Annotated in this window: 11 protein-coding genes and 3 pseudogenes; 6 read left to right on the forward strand and 8 right to left on the reverse strand. The window is 46.3% G+C overall.

The window, feature by feature from the left end; genetic code table 11:
- Window positions 1–147: 147 nt before the first annotated feature.
- Window positions 148–636, reverse strand: a complete 489-nt coding sequence (locus ABN764_RS08740; RefSeq protein WP_446671615.1) for a hypothetical protein — start codon at window positions 634–636, stop codon at window positions 148–150.
- Window positions 637–1,235: 599 nt separating this feature from the next.
- Between ABN764_RS08740 and ABN764_RS08745 the strand changes: the two are divergent.
- Window positions 1,236–2,679: pseudogene (locus tag ABN764_RS08745) on the forward strand (serine hydrolase domain-containing protein).
- Window positions 2,680–2,872: 193 nt separating this feature from the next.
- On the opposite strand, the gene ABN764_RS08750 reads toward ABN764_RS08745, so the two are convergent.
- Window positions 2,873–3,193 (reverse strand): S-layer homology domain-containing protein, encoded by a 321-nt coding sequence (locus ABN764_RS08750; RefSeq protein WP_446671616.1) that lies wholly within the window; start codon window positions 3,191–3,193, stop codon window positions 2,873–2,875.
- A 314-nt stretch (window positions 3,194–3,507) separates the two neighbouring features.
- Here ABN764_RS08750 and ABN764_RS29545 point away from each other — a divergent pair.
- The 3 genes and pseudogenes from ABN764_RS29545 to ABN764_RS08760 all read left to right on the forward strand — a co-directional run.
- Window positions 3,508–3,810: pseudogene (locus tag ABN764_RS29545) on the forward strand (DUF8042 domain-containing protein); the annotation flags it as partial.
- Between the two features lie 18 nt (window positions 3,811–3,828).
- Window positions 3,829–4,425 (forward strand): CatB-related O-acetyltransferase, encoded by a 597-nt coding sequence (locus ABN764_RS08755; protein WP_446671650.1) that lies wholly within the window; start codon window positions 3,829–3,831, stop codon window positions 4,423–4,425.
- Window positions 4,426–4,620: 195 nt separating this feature from the next.
- Window positions 4,621–4,889: pseudogene (locus ABN764_RS08760) on the forward strand (carboxymuconolactone decarboxylase family protein).
- Between the two features lie 127 nt (window positions 4,890–5,016).
- Here ABN764_RS08760 and rlmH read toward each other — a convergent pair.
- From rlmH to ABN764_RS08775, 3 genes are all read right to left on the reverse strand, one after another.
- Window positions 5,017–5,496, reverse strand: a complete 480-nt coding sequence (rlmH, locus tag ABN764_RS08765; RefSeq protein ID WP_446671617.1) for a 23S rRNA (pseudouridine(1915)-N(3))-methyltransferase RlmH — start codon at window positions 5,494–5,496, stop codon at window positions 5,017–5,019.
- Window positions 5,497–5,649: 153 nt separating this feature from the next.
- Window positions 5,650–8,010 (reverse strand): PEP/pyruvate-binding domain-containing protein, encoded by a 2,361-nt coding sequence (locus tag ABN764_RS08770; RefSeq protein ID WP_446671618.1) that lies wholly within the window; start codon window positions 8,008–8,010, stop codon window positions 5,650–5,652.
- 107 nt (window positions 8,011–8,117) lie between these two features.
- Window positions 8,118–8,741, reverse strand: a complete 624-nt coding sequence (locus ABN764_RS08775) for a TetR/AcrR family transcriptional regulator (RefSeq protein WP_446671619.1) — start codon at window positions 8,739–8,741, stop codon at window positions 8,118–8,120.
- A 218-nt stretch (window positions 8,742–8,959) separates the two neighbouring features.
- On the opposite strand from ABN764_RS08775, the gene ABN764_RS08780 reads away from it, so the two are divergent.
- Entirely contained in the window at window positions 8,960–9,127 is a 168-nt protein-coding gene (locus tag ABN764_RS08780; protein ID WP_155987339.1) for a hypothetical protein, read from the forward strand.
- A gap of 81 nt (window positions 9,128–9,208) precedes the next feature.
- Here ABN764_RS08780 and ABN764_RS08785 read toward each other — a convergent pair whose 3' ends face one another.
- The 3 genes from ABN764_RS08785 to ABN764_RS08795 all read right to left on the reverse strand — a co-directional run bounded on the left by ABN764_RS08785 (window position 9,209) and on the right by ABN764_RS08795 (window position 16,544).
- Window positions 9,209–15,394 carry a phosphodiester glycosidase family protein gene (locus tag ABN764_RS08785; protein WP_446671620.1) on the reverse strand — a complete coding sequence of 2,062 codons (6,186 nt, stop codon included), beginning with the start codon at window positions 15,392–15,394 and terminating at the stop codon, window positions 9,209–9,211.
- Between the two features lie 149 nt (window positions 15,395–15,543).
- Window positions 15,544–15,915 (reverse strand): helix-turn-helix transcriptional regulator, encoded by a 372-nt coding sequence (locus tag ABN764_RS08790; RefSeq protein WP_446671621.1) that lies wholly within the window; start codon window positions 15,913–15,915, stop codon window positions 15,544–15,546.
- Window positions 15,807–16,544 (reverse strand): response regulator, encoded by a 738-nt coding sequence (locus ABN764_RS08795; RefSeq protein WP_446671651.1) that lies wholly within the window; start codon window positions 16,542–16,544, stop codon window positions 15,807–15,809. The genes ABN764_RS08790 and ABN764_RS08795 overlap by 109 nt, the downstream gene beginning before the upstream one ends.
- A gap of 405 nt (window positions 16,545–16,949) precedes the next feature.
- Between ABN764_RS08795 and ABN764_RS08800 the strand changes: the two genes are divergently transcribed.
- Window positions 16,950–19,100: a YhgE/Pip domain-containing protein gene (locus tag ABN764_RS08800; protein WP_268624344.1), complete on the forward strand. Its 2,151-nt coding sequence runs from the start codon at window positions 16,950–16,952 to the stop codon at window positions 19,098–19,100.
- The last annotated feature ends 116 nt before the right edge of the window (window positions 19,101–19,216 follow it).

Genomic DNA, 19,216 nt, shown 5'->3' on the forward strand with positions numbered 1-19,216 from the left:
AAATAAGCGATATCCATAATTTACCACAGTTAATATAGCAGAGAAACGGACGATAGAGATATCTTTATGTCTAATAAATAGAAATACCTACTTGGAATTACTCGAGTTTGTTGTTCAAAGGAAATTTCGTGCTTGGTATTTGTTTCATCAATTAGTTGGCTCGTTTTTGGGTTTTATGGAAGTCATTTTAATTTGGGTGAGGTTTTCTAAGTTGATTTCAATTTGTAATTCGGTATGCTCATTAATAGCGATTAGGATTTTATCTTTAATTTCTAAGCTTTTTATAGGGTTTGAATTTTCAAAAAATATTCCCCATACCAAACGGTCTTCAGCATCCGTACAAGCAATAAATCCTTCATTTCCCATTTGACCATCACCGCCACAGATTTTCCCGTCTTGATAATCAATACTGACCCATTCATCAACGATCGTCCAACATTCAACATTATACTTTGATATGCTTTCAATGGTTGTGTCACACAAGGGAGAGCAATAAAATTTACTTTCATTTGTGTTGGGGTTATATACGCTGTAACAACTTAAGATTGTTACAGTGCCATTTGGAAAGATGATGCTATTAACGCCGGGCAGTTCATGCTTTTCAAGATTCCAATGTTCCGCAACAACAATATTCATAATAAATCCCCCTTTATATCTTAAGTTACTAATATATACTGCTACTTGTTGAGGACTAATAAGCTAATGACACTGCTACCTGAACTGTCTGGAGGAAAGGCTTATGCCCTGCATCATCAGCACAGTGGCTGGCACAGGTGTAGATGGAAATTCGGGAGACGGGGGAGCAGCAAAGGTTTCGGCTGCGTCCAATTGTTCCATCTCCGGCGAAAATTTTTCGCCGTCACTTATGGTACGGTTCACCATATCATCTATAAAGCGAACTTAACTCCTATCAAAAGAACTCGTCCATAAGGTAATAAGTGCATCACAAAGAGATCGAGCTAACTTTTGATGAGAGGATTGAGGAATACTTCTAAACTATTGCCCCTTCTGCTAATGAAGCAGAGGGGGCTTTTTGTGTTCCTAGCAAAATAGTTCGTAGTAAGTAGAAGATTATGATAGCAATCTAATTTTTTATATCGTATGATTCTTCACATACAATAAGATTTTGCAATAATAAGCTTCATAATATATACCTTATTACACTTTAGGGGAATAAGGTATACTGCGGATTATTTATATTTTCCGTACGGGAGTTTTTTCGGAATGGAGAGACTATGAAAAAAATTATTGTCTTTATGATTTCATTACTTATACTGTTCACCGGATTCGCAACACCAAGTTATTCATTATCAGATTCGCAATCTGATTCAATACAAACATTGTTAGATGATGCAAGCCGTATATCAGGTGTACCGGGAATGTCAATCTCAATACTTGCGAACAATGAAGTGCTCTACTTTTCTTCCGGGTACGCAGATCATGAAAAGGGACAATCGGCAAGTGAAAATACTCTATATGAGCTGGCTTCGGTAAGTAAAGCTTTTACCGGCATGGGTATTCTGCTGATGGAAGAACAAGGACTGCTGTCAATGTCAGACCCTATCCAGAAATATTTTCCTTGGTTTACGTTAAAGTATCAGGGGAAACACGTTGATATGCAAAGTATTACACTCAATAACTTTTTACACCATACTAGCGGCTTAACAAATGGCTGGCACAGTCAAAAAAATTCCACAAGGTAATACGCCGGATATGTTGCAAAAAACCGTAGAAATTCTCGTAGATTCTGAATTGTCGTCCTATCCTGGTGAGCAGTATAATTACGGAACTGTTAATTATGACGTATTAGGTCTGGTTATTGAGATTGTGTCGGGACAAAGCTATGAAGACTTTATGAGGGAACAGGTTTCAGCCGTTGGGTCTTCACCAGACGTATGTTTATAAAGAAGATGCTCAAGCCACCGGACAGTTGGCACAGGGCTACCGTTCTTCCTTTTTTATGACAACTCCATATAACGCGCCGGATTATTCCGGGAATAAACCCGCAGGCTACATCATTTCTTGTACAAAAGATATGGCGCGTTGGATGGGCATACAGATGGGTATTGTGCAGGACATACCCGAAATATTCCATACGGTTATCGAAAAATCACATCAGGGTGATATGTCTGTTCCGGCTGTCAATGAAATGCATTATGCGGCGGGCTGGTCGGTAAACGCCAACCAAACGATTATAGAGCACCCAGGGGGCAATCCCAATTTCGGAACCGAAGTAGCCATACTGCCAAATGAACGAACAGCCATCTGCTTGCTGACCAACGGCGCAAATATCAATAGAAGCATGGTACTAAAAGTTAAAGATATATTAGACGGCAATCTGACTCAGTCATATGGAATAAGCGGCACACAGCTTTTGGACATCATTTTGTCGTCCACCACAATTATTCTTTGCCTATTGGCTGTTCTGTTCTTTCTCTTAGGATTACGCAGAAGGAAAACGAATGAGCGGCAGCCAATGACAAAAAAGCGAATAATCGTAACAGCTATTTTGCTGATTCTACGATTGTCCAGTGTATTATGTGCTGTGCATTAGATTGGTCAGCGATACTTATTTGGCAAACATATAGTGTTCTTACAGCTTTGATTTCGTCGGCATTATTAACAGCAAGCATTACATGGTTTGTATACACTCACCGATATAATGCCTCGCTCCGATAATAAGCATTTCATTCGTTCGCCTTATTGAAAAAACGCGAAGATTTCTTTTAATGAGAGAACAATATCAGCAAAAAGGAAGTGCCAGGCACCCCCTAAATTTCGCCTCACTTATGTTACGGTTCACCGTAACATCCATAAAGCAAAATCGAATTAGAATGCCTAATTCCTCCACCTCAATAACCGCCTCTTTTGCTCAAAGAAGGAATTCTCTTTCATCAGCACAACCTGTTGACGTCGCTGATATTACATCTTTCCTATTACTCAAGCTGATCATAACCGCTAACTCCAAACGTGTTATGCTCTCTGTTGATCGGAAGGTTTCATCTTCATAGCCTTTTATAATCTCCGCTTCTAGAGCTTGTTCAATGGACTCCTGAGCCCATGAAGGTATAGAATTCGCGAATCTCAGCTCCACACTTTTTCCAGTAGGCTTCAGCCCATTCATCAGTATAACAGCGAATTCAGCGTATTTCACCTTATCATTCGTTTGAACGATCGGTATACCCTTGACCATACTAGTGCTCACCGCTTGCTTAATATTGACCTTGGCCAATGTTCGGAGATATCGCTTAATTGAGCTCCAGTTATCAGCTCAGTAGATAGATCTCTTGCGGGTACACCAGTCGCTTGATCAGCTGCGAGCACAGCAAACTTTGCAAAATATTTTCAATTGTGCTGAATCGAACACTAAGGTCAGGGCACTGGATAACAGAATTACATCTATTTCAGAGAAGTAATTTATTTAGAAGGAACGCTGTAATACGATGCGGTAAATGGTAAACTAAGAGATGAATAATCATACTGATATTCTAAAAAGGAGCCCACTCCATGACTGAAACTAAAGAGAGATTAATTGAAGTTATTAATTTTATCTCAGATTTACTTGAATACGGTGACCAAAAGATAGAAAGTAATAGTATCGACAATAAATTCATAGATACAATTAATAGTATTGCTAATAGTGTGGTTACCCTCTCTGGATTTATAGAACATTTATCACCTGATAAGAGTGTAATAGAGAGTCTCGAGACCTTTGCCGATAGTTTTGTTAAATTAATAGAAGCATTTAATGAAGACGACAGAGATAAAACAATAAAACTGTATAAAATTAATGTTATGCCAAATTTTAATAAACTTAAAAATTTGCTGATGACTATCGCAGCGGAAGATGCAATAGAGAGGCTACAAAAAGAATGGCCTGAAAGAAAAAGTTCAAATGGGAAAATATCCATTGATGCATTCACTTATGGAACTCCGGAAGTAAAATCATGGGGAGAAAACGCAGTTTTAAAAATAGGAAAGTTTTGCTCTATATCTGATAAAGTAACAATCTTCTTAGGCGGTGAGCATAGGAGTGATTGGGTCACGACGTACCCTTTTAACTCATTGATAAAAAAATACTCTAACATAACAGGACACCCCAAAAGCAAGGGCGATGTAATTATTGGGAATGATGTATGGATTGCTTCTGGAGCAACCATATTGTCTGGAGTACAGATTGGGGATGGGGCAGTAATAGGCGCACATTCTTTAGTTAGTAAAGATGTTCCACCATATGCAATAGTAGCAGGTAACCCAGCAAAAATAATTAAATATAGATTCGAGCAAGAATTTATACATAGTTTATCGCAAATAAAATGGTGGGACTGGAAAATAAGTGATATCGAAGTTGCAATACCATTATTATTAAATAATGATATTGAGGGATTTATAGCTTACGAAAAGTCTAAAAACTCCTATTTGTGAGCTTGTGTTAGAGACATCACTCAAGTGTTTGCGCTATCCTGCCGTTAGTGAGTGAAGGCTGCCGCTTCGTCGGCAGCCTTTCGTAATGACGCTATCGTGTCCCGTTAGTTGAGCGGCCCAGTTATTTCATCAACATACCGGACGGAATACGAAGATTAGTCATTCGGTAACAATAAATTCAGGAGGTGCTTTAGTATGCATCAGGAGATCAAGTCTAGTGCCCGAGAATCTTTCGGAGATTTCGCTCCGACGTTCGTACGATACTCGGAAGATGTGTTATTTGGAGATGTGTGGAGACGGAAGACTTATCCCTAAGGGATCGCAGTTTAATAACGGTTGCGGCGTTAGTGGCAGGAGGGATGACAGAGCAGCTTCCTTATCACTTGCAACTAGCCACTCAGAATGGATTACAGGAAGATGAACTCATCGAGGGAATTACTCACTTAGCCTTTTATGTCGGCTAGCCTCGCGCTGCTTCCGCTCTTCACATAGCGAAGAAGGTATTCGTGGAACAGGCGGCACAATAGACATCATGACCTTGGATACTTGTATATGACGAAGGCACCTGGCCGGGTGCCTTTTAATTTCGCCTTATTTATGATACGGCTCACCTCGATTTATCTTCACTGCACGGTAGATCTGCTCCACGAGTACCAAGCGCATCAACTGGTGTGGAAGCGTCATTCGGCCGAAGGACAGCTTCGAATTTGCTCGACGGAGAACCGCATCTGATAGCCCGTTGGAACCGCCGATCACAAAGGCTACATTGCTTGTCCCGTATGTCGCCAATCGATCGAGCTGCGAGGCCAAGTCCTCGCTCGACCAGAGCTGACCATCAATCGCCAGTGCCACGACATGGGCATCCGGCTTAATATGACCAAGAATACGCTCGCCCTCACGCTCCTTAACCTGCACCAGTTCGGCATCACTCATTTTCTCTGGTGCCTGCTCGTCCGGTACCTCGGACACTTGGAATTTCACATACGGTGCCAGCCGCTTGCTGTACTCCGCAATGCCCTGCACCAAGTATTTCTCCTTCAGCTTCCCTACGCATATCAATTGAATGTTCATTGTTGTCGTTTACCCCGTTTCCTGATTGATCATAATATAGAAAAGGAGAGCAGCGCACGCTCTCCCTTGTTGTCACATTATGCTTCTAGTGTACCCGACTTCTGCTTCTTTCGTCCATGTTGAAGCTCGCCATGCATGCGAAGGGAACTTGCATCACCCTCTTAATATTTGCACCACACCGTGTCCGCCGTCCACGATGACCCGATCCCCTGTCTTCAATCTCGTTGTTGCATTGCCACAGCCTACGACAGCGGGGATACCCAATTCCCGTGCCACGATAGCCGCGTGAGAGAGAGGTGCCCCTACATCCGTAATAATAGCAGCGGCTCTTGGGAATAATGGCGTCCAGCCAACATTTGTCGTAGATGCCACTAGAATCTCGCCCGATTGCAGTTGGTTTCCTTCCTCAGGTCGGTTCAGAACCCGGACAACTCCTTCTACTCTGCCTGAAGCGCCCGCAAAACCCGTGAGCCCATTCCCATCTTCCACAACTGGAGGCATGGATGCATCGAAGACATCGACTCTTCGCTCTGGATTGTTCGCCCACTGAAACGGATCGAACCGTCCACGAATCAACGTAGGCAGCGGCGGCAGCGCCACATATTTCTCGTATGTCTCCTTACGGGCAGCAACATGCTTCATACCTGCGTCGTCTCCCGCAAGCAACCGCTGCACTTCCTCCTTATACAGAAAGAACACATCGCTCCTCACCTCGCTGAGCTCTCCCGCCCGCAATGCAAATGCACGAATGACGCGGTACACCCGTACAAATTCGGATCGAGTCTCCTCTCTCAGATGGGCATACTCCGAAGCCTTGGCAATCTGCTTCTTTATGCGCTTCACCTTTTGCGGATGTTGCCGCTCAAACATTTCCCAAGCAGCTTCATATTGCGACCGCTGACGGTTCAGAAGCTGCTCCACATTTGTGTCCGATCTCTCATATTCTTCGATTTGAATCTCTAGCCACTTCGGATCCTCTCCTGGGTGAGGAAGAGATAGTTCAAATTCATGCGGGCCGCGATGACCGTATTGCTTCAGGTATTCTTCTCGACTCATCGTCCCCTGGAGTACCTGTGATATGCCGATAACCGGCCCAAGGCTGGCCAATCCGGAATTTCCCCGCAAATTTGACATTAATGCATTCGCAGTCTCCGTATCGGAGAGCTTGGTAAGCTCTTTGTTCAACTTATAACTGGTATCCCCAAATTTCCGTCCGCCTGCTATTAAGCCCCACCATGACTTGCATGTATAAGGCCACAGCTCATCACTCCATATGCTACACAGTTCCTCACACGAACTTGTTGCCTGAATACGCTTTGTCATCCTCGCACACCAATCGGGATTGTCGGCGAGGTACTGCTCGATATCCTCAAGCGTAGTCTTGACCTTCTTCGCAAAACGAAAAATAGAGGGAGTTATTTTTGTAAACACATGCCAACGAGAATAAGGGTATACGGGAAATTCCATTCCCTCTGGAATCTTGCCAAGTGTTTGGGACAATTTATCCAGACTGATGGCTAGCGGTATTCCCAATGCCGGAAATATAGACACTGGCAAACTTATATTTGTATATGCCCTCCCACATATATTGCCCGACATAATGCGGAAGCCCGATATCATATTCGATTCCTCATCAAGAGCTCTTAATACGGACCATGTCAGCGGCGTCATGACATCTGGAGTGGCTTCACCGATATTCGTATTCGTCCATAGAAAATCGCCGGAGTTCGTTTCATTCCATTCATACGTATCCAGATTCCCCAGCACTAGCGTAGTGATCGGTCTCGTCTGGAGAATATATAGTTTACCTTCTGCTACAGCCCACTCGATATCCTGTGGACTTCCCAGTTCTTCTTCCAGCTTAGACGCTAGTCGATACAGCTTGGTTACATGCCGCTTACACTCATCTGGGCCTTCGTACCTTCCCTTTGGTCTTTGGAGCGCAAATGACAAAGCATCCGCCTCGCCCGATACGAGCTGCTCTCCCAATCCATGCACATAATTGCCTACCATAGCTGCATGACTGCCTGTAATCGGATCAGCAGTGAAAAGGACACCCGATAGCTCGGGACGAACCATGATTTGAATGACGACCGCGATTTCATGCGCCTGCTCCATTCCTTTTACGGCACTATAAGCCTCCAACCGTTCAGAGCTTTTGGAGTCATATACCCTCCTAATTGCCTCTCGGATTTGCTCATCCGTCGTTACGTTTAATACCGTCTCGAACTCCCCTGCATAAGATGCTTGCGCAGAATCCTCGCTAAGCGCCGAAGATCTTACCGCAAACGCCACCTCTCCATGGTGGCTGCGCATACGCTTCACATAGACTTGCACGGCTGACCAAGCCTGCACATGTAGCTCCCCATCCTGAAAAGCCGACGTCAGTACGACGATACCCTCCGGCACAGGATATTTATGCTGATACATCCAAGCCAGCATGCTTCCTTTGCCTCCGGCATCTGCTTGCAATGCTGGCGTTAACTCCTCGAAATGTACAACCATTTTTCCCATGAGCAGCTGCTCCTCCCATATGCTTTCCCCGAATACATACGGATGCTGATTGAACCTCATGATGGCGATGACTAATAATCGTTATTCGAGAAATATCGCTTTCTCCCTTATTTGTAAAAGCTCTGTCTAAACATGTCGATATATTCGTCCGCTTCCTTCACCATATGCACATAATCATCAGAGTTTATCTGCATTGCATTTGCACGGTTCATCTTATCCTTTAGAAATCCATGGAACGTCCAGACGATGATATTAATTGCTTTGTCGATATCCAAGCCTTCCTTGAACTTAGAACGATCGAACCCTGCAAGCACTTTGCCGAACGCTTCCTGCGTCAGTCCCTTATTTCGCTGCTCGATGTGCGGCCTAATGTCGCTTGCCGTCTCGATATATGCAGCGTTTAGAAATTCGAACAGCTCCGGATACTGCATAAGCAGCTCCCATCTCACCTGTTGAACCTGCCTAAATCGAATAAAGAAATCCTTCTCCTCTAGATTGATTCTGCCGTAAAAAAGGCTCATGACCTTCTCAACCCCATAATCATACAAAGAGAGAAACAGCTCCTGCTTGTTATTGAAATAATGGAACAATAATCCTTTCGATATCCCAGCCCCTTTCACCATCTCATTGGTGGATGCATGCTCATATCCTTTTCGTACAAATTCCTTCATGGCTGCGTTTATGATTCGATCCTGCTTTTCTGTAGATAGGGTCATAAACTTCGAATTCATCGCGACTGTCACCCTTTAGTTGTTTACTTCGAGTATTTGGTAATTATTATCATAATTGTATTGACCACTTTGGTCAATATGCAAACTGAAAAGCTTTTGCTCTTCTTTCACAAAAAAATAAAAACTTTTATACCCAAACGCGTAAAAGCATGATAGAATACGTCTATGCAAATATTTACATGGTATTTATCAACAACTACTACTTGGAGGTGTTAAGAATGGCGACGATCATTCTGTACATGGCTTACCTGCTTATTCCCGTACTCAGCTTTCTGTTTCTGTTCAACCTGCTCGACAACAATAAGAAGAGAACACAATACTCCGTCACCTATGCATCCGTGATGTCGGCATTCTGCTTCATCGTGTTCTTGTCGGGCCAACTGTAACCTAGCAATCATTAAATTGACATGCAAAAGGGGCTGGATATCCAGCCCCTTTATTTGTGCTTTCCTATTAGGTTTTATTGCTTACTCAGATACACGGTTCATGATTCGCTTCAGGAAGACAGCAGCCTCTGCTCTCGTAGCATGTCCCTGCGGAACAAGCTTCTGCCCGTTGCCTTGGATCAATCCTTCACGAAGCAGACTTGCCAAGCTTTCCTTCGCATAATCCTGAATTTCACGGTAATCTGTAAACGCCTGAAGCGCATCTGCATCCCCTGTCGAGCTCAACTTGCTGAATTGTACAAGTGCACGCGCCGTAATCGTGAACATTTCCTGCCGTGTAATCTTATCGCTCGGGCCAAATGTCCGTGCGTCCCTACCTTGTACAATTCCATGTTCTTTCGCAGCAGCTACGGCATCTGCATAATAGGCATTCGTAGGAACATCCTCAAAGCCGCTCATCGACTGCACAGATTGCAGATTCAACACGCGTGTCAGCAGGACAATGAAGTCTGCACGTGTGACTTGCGTATTCGGAGCAAAGCGATCCGCTCCAAGACCCTGAATGATTCCTCTGGCAGCTAACGACTCAATAGCTGTTTTCGCCCATTCCAGCTTATTGATGTCATGGAACGTTACCGCAGAGAAGCCAACTGCATACGTACCGAGCTGCTTCACCGCAAATTGCACCGTTCCTGTCTTTGCATCATACTTTGCATTTGAAATGATAGTAGGACGTCCTTGCTCATCTACACCCCATACAACGATTGCTTGTGGACGAGCCAACTCGTCTGCGCTTGGCTGATACGGAATTGCTACCTGCACAGCTGTTCCGACTGCGATGTCTTTCAGCGCTTTTCCATCTACTCGTAGTTCCAACTGCACGGCCGGATGATTTGCAGTACGTCCAAGCAACTCTGTTCCCCATGCACTGCGATCCGGTTGAACGATGGCGACATCAATCGTCTTAGCTCCTTGAGGAGTTTTCCCATTCGTCACATTCGAAGGAAGCGTCACACCCGCATGAGGTGTAACGATCTCATATTGCTGCTTTAGAGAAGCATCTGTCAGTGACGAAGATGGCATGGATACGAGAATATCCCGTACCTCTTTGTCTGCCGATACTTCAATCCGAACCATCTTCACACCATTCGAGTCCGGCTTCAAGCCGTCTTCAGCCTTCTTAAGCACATCAGCAGGGATGACTGCCGTAGCTGTTGTACTGCCTGCATCCCGCTTCGCTTGTACCACAATCTTGCCATTCTCCAGCTTCGCTGCTCCTGGATCTGGCTTCGGCGGCTCTGGACGCTTGTTCTCTTCTTTGGAACTGTTCGAACTCGAATTGTCCGTTGACGGATCCGGAATATTTGGCTTATCTTCTAGTTCTACCTTCAGTTGGAAGTCTGCATACTTCGTTGCATCCGCCGCACTCATCGCTCGAATGACGGCTGTGCCCGGCTTCAATGCCTTCACAAGCCCATTCAACGTTACACTTGCAACTCCTTCTGAAGAAGAACTATACACAGACCATACAACAGATTTATTGCTTGCGTTGTCCGGCAATACCGTTGCATTCAATTTCAAGGTGTCTCCGACTTTCAGCGTTCCCTCGTTACGGTCAATTCGAACTTCCTCAATACGAACCTCTGGCAAACGATCGACCGTAATAAGACTATCTGCATACACCGATTCTACGACGCTCGTCGCCCGCACGATTGCAGTTCCCAGCTTAAGTCCGGTTACCACTCCATCTGCGCTTACCGCCGCAACGCCATCCTCTGACGATCCATAGACCGACCACGTAACAGAACGATCATACGCTTGGTCTGGCAGAACCGTTGCATTCAGCTTAACGCTTTCGTTCACAGCCAAATTTACACTCGGCTGATCAAGCACTACCGAAGTAGGAGGATTACGCTCCAGCTTCCGAATCGAAAACTCATCAATGACTACATCATTACTATTCTTCACGAGGAACTTCATCTCGTTGCCAACAACCTCAACGGCTACATAGATTTGCGCCTTCGTTCCATCTATTTTGTACTGCCAATCTTGTGGGACAACTTCATAGAACTTCGGCCCGGAAGAGCCTGCGACGATGTAAGTGGTGCCCTCTCCCTCACCGACGGGTTTGCCACCGCGGAGTGGATACGTACGCAGGTAAACATGATCATGGCCATTCAAGGCTACGTCCACATTAAGTTCATCAAATGCGGATGTCCAAGCTTCGCGAATACGCTTCTCATTATTCTTGCTGCCATATGGACCACGATGGAACGTGACGATTTTCCACGTTTTATCCGTTGCAGCCAAGTCACGGCGCAGCCATTCCTTCTGCTCCTCGAAGTCGTACTCACTATTCAGCACTGCAATATGAGCGTTATGATAATCAAATGAATAATTGCTGCCCTTTAAGCTGTCTATTCCATTCTGAGGATTGTTGAAATGGGCAAGGAAATCATCATTTTTCCGAGTACCCGTTACCTCGTGGTTGCCGACCACCGATACAACTGTCGTCTTCAAGAACGTATCCTGTACGGCCTTGAACCACATATTCCACTCGGCCTCTTTAAATCCGTTCTCTACCATATCGCCAGCCTGAAGGATAAAGTCATAATCAGGTTGATCGGTCACTGCTTTTCGTACAATATTGCTCCATAGTTTGAATCCTGCCTCATCTTCGGATTGGGAATCGCCGAAGAAGAGGAATTTTGTACGTGTACCGTCAAGCTCAGCCGTCTTGAATGCGCCCTGCTCACTCACTTTATCGCTGCCGTTGCCAACACGGTATACATATTCCGTTCCCGGCTCAAGTCCTTGCACAACTGCCTTGTGTACACGAACCGTACCGATATCCCACGTATGGAACATATTGCTCGTACCGTTCACACGAATGACATTCGCATTGTTAAAATCGACGAAGTCTTTCTTCTTCACGAGCTCTACTACTGAAGCATCCACGTTAATCTTCGAATGCCATGTAAATCCGCGAGAGGTTGCAGGATCCTCTCCCATCGACACACTGATGTTGTAAGGCAATTCGCTGCCCGCTAGCGGGGATACCTTGAACTTCACAACCGGACTGAAGCGTACTCCCTCGTTCGCTTGCAGCTCGTATTCGCGTACCGTCCCCGTCAGTTTATTCGTGGTAAGCCTGCCGTCAGCGCCCGTTACACTTAACTCTATTCCATCACGTGTCACGATACGCGCTCCCTGCACCGGAGCACCAGCCTCATCTACAACCCCAAGCACAGTGTCTTGCCCCTCAGCTACACCGTCTGCATTCCAATTCAAGCGTAAATGATACTGAATAGCTGCGTGCATAGGCAGGCCGAAGAAGCTAAAATCGGTATTTCCCTTATCTGCCAATGCAATGCTTCCGGATTTAAATTCAACCTTAAATGTGCCCGACACATCCGATTTCAGGTGATATTCAATCCGCGCAAGCGCTTCGTCATCCTTCAAGTTCAACTGATTCACATCAGACAGCTTCAGGTTCACTTTCCCATCTGGGGCAATATGATGCTCGATATTAGCAGGAGCAAGTTTATCGCCTGCAACTACTTCTATCTTCTCTATCAAACTTGGATCAACCTCAAATCCAATTTCAGCACGTTTAATATTGGAAGGCTTGAATCCTTTAACCTCCACCTTGTAAACATTGCCTGCATAAGCATTGTCTGCTCCCGTATATACCAGCCTCGATGCGCCAGTATCGACTGTGAACATCCATTCTTTCTCTGCTCGATTCCCGTTTAGGTCACGAATTTTGACCATCACGACATGAACCCCGTCTGCCAAAGGTACACTTGGTGTGTAGTGAATTTCGCCCTTAGGTGGATAAAATCCATGCTGCACCAGCTGTCCGTCCACATACATGCGTACCTTATCAGGATCAATTAATGTTGTTCCCGGATGCTTAATCGGATCATATCCGAAATCTTCCCCGTACACATGAATTCTTGGAGTCGAGGTATGAATCGTGCTGCCGTCAACTGGAGAGAAGTCCTTTAGCACTGGAGGATCCATGTCATCCGTGTTCGGGCCATACAGCGCTCGAATTTGATCGATATAGAGAGTCCCATCGTTCTTGTTTGTATTTTTCGTCTCCATATATCGAATCGGCATGGAAATTTGAAGCGGAAGAGGTCTTCCCTTTGGAACCGCTGCCTCGATATACTTCCATCCTTTGAAATCAAGACCCGTCTTCTCATCCGTATAATCAATATCTACTGCAGCCCCATTGCCGTCTCGCAGCTGGCCGCGCAGCCAGTGCTTTTGACCGTCACCATACACCCATACGCTGATTTTTTCCGGATAGCCAGGAATCTCAATATATTGATCCTTACTTTTTGTATTGATGTATGCGCCTGATATCCCCACTGTATCCGTGAAGTCATACTTCAGCTTTGCTGCTTTGCTGCCGAATCGAACATATTCCTCATCCGTCGTCTCGCTGAGCTCCACGAGCTTGTATCTTGCACCACTTTCTACAAAGTAACGATCCAGACCATTCTCGAAGTCTTCCAACACGATGGGCTTCAGCCCTATATTTACATCCATTGATGCCTCGACATTACCGTACTTGACGATAATCCTGCCGTTCTTATCCGTTTCCGACGTCGCGGTAAATAAACCGTTAGCATCAATAGAACCAATCGGGCCCTCGACCTTCCACTCAAACTGGCGATTATCAGAGACTACGACTTGCCCATCTCGAACAGCCGTGACCTGCATGCTTACTTGTTCGCCAGAAGAGAAAGCCTTTACCTTGTCAGGCAGTATGAGGTCTGTCAAATCCTTCACAACCTCGACTTGACCTTGCCCCCTCACGTTACCTGTTGCTGCTTCCACATTTGCGATCCCTGCAGTAGATCCAGCAGTAAACTTGCCATCCCCTGCTATCACTCCAAGTGAAGGATCAACTGTCCACTGCAATGCACCTGCATAGGGAGCAGGATGTCCATTTGCATCTACCCCAGCTGCTGCGAATTTGAACGTTGAACCAACGAGCACTCGCTCCATATTCGGCTGTACGAACAGCTTCGATGCAGTACCTTGCTCTGGTGCCTTATTTACGAGCAGCAATCCGTTTGCCGTCTTGCGCTCACTGCCGTCAGATGGACGATTTAGCACCTTGCGAGTTAGTTCACCCGGCAGCTTCGCTACGAACGTGGACGAGCCGCCACCATCTAGGCATAGCGCATTGACGACACCCATGTCCTTCAGCACCTTGCCGAAGTCATCATAGGATACACCTTCGCTAAATCCAGGTGCACGACCGTCGATCACCATCATAATAATGGAACCGTCAGCCTTCGTTCCGATTGCTACTCGTGGATAGAGCGCCTTATCTGTATGCTCTTGTGCCACGCCGTCCTTGACCAGCATGAACACACCGCCGACTGCCATTTTAACGTCTTTCCACTCATCCTCCAGCTCGAAGCTTGCGGAGATTTCATCTCCTACCTTCAGCTGACCGAGGATTTTGCGGTTCTCTGTTCCGGAAGCAGACAACACAACCTTGCCCGAGGCAAGCGGGGAGTCCCCTTTGTCTTTGCGTATTTCCGCGACCTTGAGTTTTAAAGTGCTGCCACTCTTCACTTCTCCCGACAACACATCGAGGATAACTTCGTCGCCTATATTATTTGTTTTGGTTGAAGTATGGAATGCGGATGTGAATAAGGACAGCTTGTCCGCATTTTCCCTCATCCGATTAATTTCTGATATTTCATAGTCTTTGCCGCCAATGTGGAGGGTACGCTTCAACTCAGGACTCAGTCCATATATGGACGTTCCGTCCTTCTTCAATCCATAAGCATACCAATCCCATTTAGGCGGCGGGCTCACTAATATTTCACCGTCTCCCATGAATAATCCAAGAGGCACGCCTGTCGTCATATCATAGAAGTCGCCGTTAATGGCTGCGATGACCCGATTGCCTGCCTTGTCGGCATTATCGGCCATCTTCGTAACACCCGTCATACCGTACACTTTTCCGTCCGTCATTCCAGGCTGCAAATCCAAGGAAGGATTCTTCGGATTGAACTCCACGTAATGAACCTTCTCTTGCCCTTGTGGAAGCTCCATATTGTTCCACGTGTAGTTCGCCCCTGGCGCAAGTTCCATCTTGCGCTCATCCGTAACTTTGGCGAAGCTCCCCGAAGCAGCGCTAGACGCCATCGCCATACTAGTCCCTGTCGAGGCAATCGTGGACCAGATCATACATAGTGATAGAACAACCGCCAATCGTTGTCGAATTTGTTTCATACGTAATGCGTTCCTCCTACCATTGAAATGTTCGAGAGGCCTTGTCCTCTCTATAACATGACCTAGTATAGTCGGCTGTCTCTGCAAAGTAATGAAACATATTTATCATTTCTTCGCCGATTCTACTCTTTACGGAATATCAAAAATTGCTAGATACCGAACTGCTTCCGATACTCAAGCGGCGTCATATTTACGATCTGCTTAAATACCCGATTGAAATACTGCAGTGTTGTATATCCAGCAGCATGTGCAACCTCATAGACCTTGAGATGTGGGTTCAATAGAAGTTCCTTCGACTTCTGTATACGAACCCGATTCACATAATCAACGAAGGAATAGCCATATCCGCGCTTGAACTGAGCACTGAAATAAGAGATGCTCATCCCGTACCGCTCACTCAATTCAGATAGTGTCAGTTCCTTATAGTAATAGCTTTGAATATATTCGCCTGCCCGTTGTATAAGCAGCCCCGCATTGTTCCTCCGCAACATATTCGTACGAGCCGCCCAATGCTCAGCCATACGCTGAAAATGGGGCACAATATCCGCTTCCCGCTCCGGCAGCAGATCCGAATAAGTGATTTCATGCTTGCGGAACAAGCACCGCCACTGGGCATCCAGTTCCCGTAAACATTGGAATCCAGCTCATCTGCGGTACGAGCATTTCGCATTAAACCCTGTACCAGTTGCTGCTGCTCCTGCAGCATGTCGACAGCTGTGAGGCTTCCGAGTCGGTGGAAGAACCGATAGATGTGCCCATATTGGGTGTGATATACACGATAATATCCTGCCAGCTTGCTGGCTCTTCGGAGCGCATCACTAACCTCATCACGCTTCCAAGGCTTCGGCAAGAACGCAATGGCGCCATATCGCATCGCTTGAAGCACGAGCTGGTGATCCGACGAGCGCCCTGTGAGCACCACCACAATCGGATGCTCCCTCTCAGATAACCCTCTAGCAAGAGTCAGACCGTCTATCCCGAATCCTGACGTATCAGCGATTACGACTTCAGGCCATAATTTCTCAACCTGTTCCCACGCTTCCGGCTGGCTCCCCGCTTGTCCGACGACTGTATATCCTCCCTCTTCCACCATCTGCACGGCTTGCCTGCGCTCAATAACATCTTGATCCGCCAGCATGACCCGCAACATCAATATCAATGTCCCTCCTTCGCTACTTCTACTTGGTAATCAACGTTAGCATAGTCCGTTGCAATCTGGTCATGTTCACCCCAATCTTATCCAAATCTTAATAGTTTGAGACGAACCACCAGGAGCGCAAATTCCCAGCACCAAGCTAATAGGCCCAGTCCTCCTCCATCCAATTGACTCACATGACTTTACCGATAATCCTCGGATCCCCGGTTTGCAAGCGCTTACTTAATTGTTGAAATTGAAGTCTGCTGCTTGCACCAACGTTGACTAATCGCCATTTCATCAGTTCCTCCTGTCCTTAATTTTGGGGCATCACCTCCTTTATCGCATGTTTCCTGCCCGAACTACGCACAATGATAGCAATGCTGTCAATTTTAGAAATGAACGGGAGAACAGCCTTCTATGAAATCCATCATCAACCTGTATGTAACTGATTTGAAACGCATTACGAGTAACTGGGCTGCCGCCATTGTCATCACTGGCCTTATCGCCCTGCCATCCCTATATGCATGGTTCAATATCCTGGCATCCTGGGATCCGTACAGCAACACCAAGGGGATATCCATTGCTGTCGCCAATAACGATACCGGCGATACACTCCTCGATAAGCCTATTAACATTGGCAAACAAATCATCGAATCGTTAAAGACAAACGAGGCCATCGGCTGGACATTCATGGATGAAAAAGAAGCACTGCGCCGTGCCGAGCGCGGACAGGTGTATGCCGCCATCATCATTCCAGCCGATTTCTCTGCGCGTATCGGTACCGTACTAACAGACAATCCCCAGAAGGCCGAGATCGTCTATTATGTAAATGAGAAAATCAATGCCATCTCGCCCAAAATTACGGGCAAGGGAGCCTCGGGCGTGATCCAGCAAGTCAGCTCCAACTTCGTTCGCGAAGCGAATCGAACCATTTTCAAAATATTTAACGAGGTTGGCGTAGAGCTGAAGAATGAGCTGCCCACCATTGAGAAGGTCAAGAACCTTGTCTTCAAGTTGGAAAAAGGATTCCCCGAACTCATACATGTGGTCGATGTGGCACTTCGCGATACGGCAAAAGCAAATGACATTGTCGCTTCGGCCCAGCGCAATCTTCCACTGGTATCCCAAGTTGCCGAGGAAGGCGCCCGCTTCTCTCGAAGTGTCGGCGATCTGCTCAATTACAGCGAGCAAGGGATTGATACGATTTCTCCCTTTATCAAGCAGGATCTTAACTCCATCCATCAGACTGCACTGGCTATCCAAGACCTGACCTCCATTCTGCAGGATGCGGGCAGTGATCCTTCTATCGTGAAGGAGGCACTTAATCGTGCAGAAGGACGGCTGGATACGGCCGTCACCCTTGTGAATGGTCTGAACAACTGGTTCAATCGGCTCAACGGGCTTGTCCCAGGCGATCGCTTCGGCAGCACCATAGACCGTCTGCAATCTATACGTGACAAGCTGGAGCGACAGTTAGCGATTGTTCGACAGATCTCAGGCGCGGTGGAGCGCGGTGAACAGGTATCGGCAGACCTGATCAATCAATTGAATCGAATATCCAAGGAAACAGCAGATGCCACCGGCAGCTTACTGAATCGATATGATGATGAGATTAAGCCAAATATCGTTCAGGGCATCCAGACAGCCAAGCGTACCGTAGGCAATGCCCAAACCGTCCTTCAGGATGCGTTGAAGCATATGCCTGACGTGAAGACGATCCTGAACGATGCAGCCAAGCTGATTACAGTCGGCAGTGAAGAAATTAAGAATATACAGCAAAGTCTGCCTGAAGCACATTCCAAGCTAACTAACATTGCAGATCGAATTCGCGCACTGGAGGCACGCGGTGATATCAACGAGATTATTGATTTGCTGAGAAATAACTTCGAGAAAGAGAGTGAGTTCTTCGCCGAGCCCGTCGTGTTGAAAGAACATAAACTGTTTCCAATACCGAACTATGGTTCGGCCATGTCACCATTCTTCACTACATTATCTTTATGGGTCGGCGCCCTGCTCCTGGTGTCGCTTCTGACGGTGGAGGTACATGAGGAAGGCGCTGCGTATAAGGATTATCAAGTATACTTCGGCCGCTATCTCACCTTTGTAACGATTGCCCTGCTGCAGTCTTTACTTGTGACCTTAGGCGATTGTTACCTGCTGAAGGCATATGTGCTGAATCCATTCTGGTTCGTCATCTTCGGCATGCTGCTTAGCGGCGTATTTATGCTAATAGTATATACGCTCGTATCTGTTTTCGGCAACGTTGGCAAGGCGCTGGCCATTGTGCTGCTTGTCCTCCAGCTTGCGGGATCTGGGGGCACCTTCCCGATTCAAGTAACGCCGCCGTTTTTCCAAGCGATTCATCCGTATTTGCCTTTTACCTATGGCATTAGCATGATGCGTGAGGCTGTTGGTGGGATCCTGTGGGATGTGGTGCAGCGCGACCTGCTCATGATGTGTGTCTATATTGCGATCACGCTCGTCATTGGTTTGTTGTTAAAAACACCTCTCAATCGCTCTAGTGCCAAGTTCGTGCGCAAAGCGAAAGAGAGCAAGCTGATCCACTAGTACATGTCCAACTGCAATCCAACGATCAGTACATTCAGAATGGTCGCCAATAACCCTTTAACCATATTAGCGGTAGCAGTACAATTACTCTCCCCGTGAGTCCTAAATCGAACATT

Source organism: Paenibacillus wuxiensis, from assembly GCF_040195695.1.
Taxonomy (GTDB): Bacteria; Bacillota; Bacilli; order Paenibacillales; family Paenibacillaceae; genus Paenibacillus_B; species Paenibacillus_B suaedae.

Coding starts and splice junctions, on each gene's coding strand:
- ABN764_RS08740 (WP_446671615.1), bottom strand. CDS start 636: ATGAATATTGTTGTTGCGGAACATTGGAATCTTGAAAAGCATGAACTG.
- ABN764_RS08785 (WP_446671620.1), bottom strand. CDS start 15,394: ATGAAACAAATTCGACAACGATTGGCGGTTGTTCTATCACTATGTATG.
- ABN764_RS08795 (WP_446671651.1), bottom strand. CDS start 16,544: ATGTTGCGGGTCATGCTGGCGGATCAAGATGTTATTGAGCGCAGGCAA.
- ABN764_RS08750 (WP_446671616.1), bottom strand. CDS start 3,193: ATGGTCAAGGGTATACCGATCGTTCAAACGAATGATAAGGTGAAATAC.
- ABN764_RS08790 (WP_446671621.1), bottom strand. CDS start 15,915: ATGGCTGAGCATTGGGCGGCTCGTACGAATATGTTGCGGAGGAACAAT.
- ABN764_RS08755 (WP_446671650.1), top strand. CDS start 3,829: ATGACTATCGCAGCGGAAGATGCAATAGAGAGGCTACAAAAAGAATGG.
- ABN764_RS08775 (WP_446671619.1), bottom strand. CDS start 8,741: ATGAATTCGAAGTTTATGACCCTATCTACAGAAAAGCAGGATCGAATC.
- ABN764_RS08780 (WP_155987339.1), top strand. CDS start 8,960: ATGGCGACGATCATTCTGTACATGGCTTACCTGCTTATTCCCGTACTC.
- rlmH (WP_446671617.1), bottom strand. CDS start 5,496: ATGAACATTCAATTGATATGCGTAGGGAAGCTGAAGGAGAAATACTTG.
- ABN764_RS08800 (WP_268624344.1), top strand. CDS start 16,950: ATGAAATCCATCATCAACCTGTATGTAACTGATTTGAAACGCATTACG.
- ABN764_RS08770 (WP_446671618.1), bottom strand. CDS start 8,010: ATGGGAAAAATGGTTGTACATTTCGAGGAGTTAACGCCAGCATTGCAA.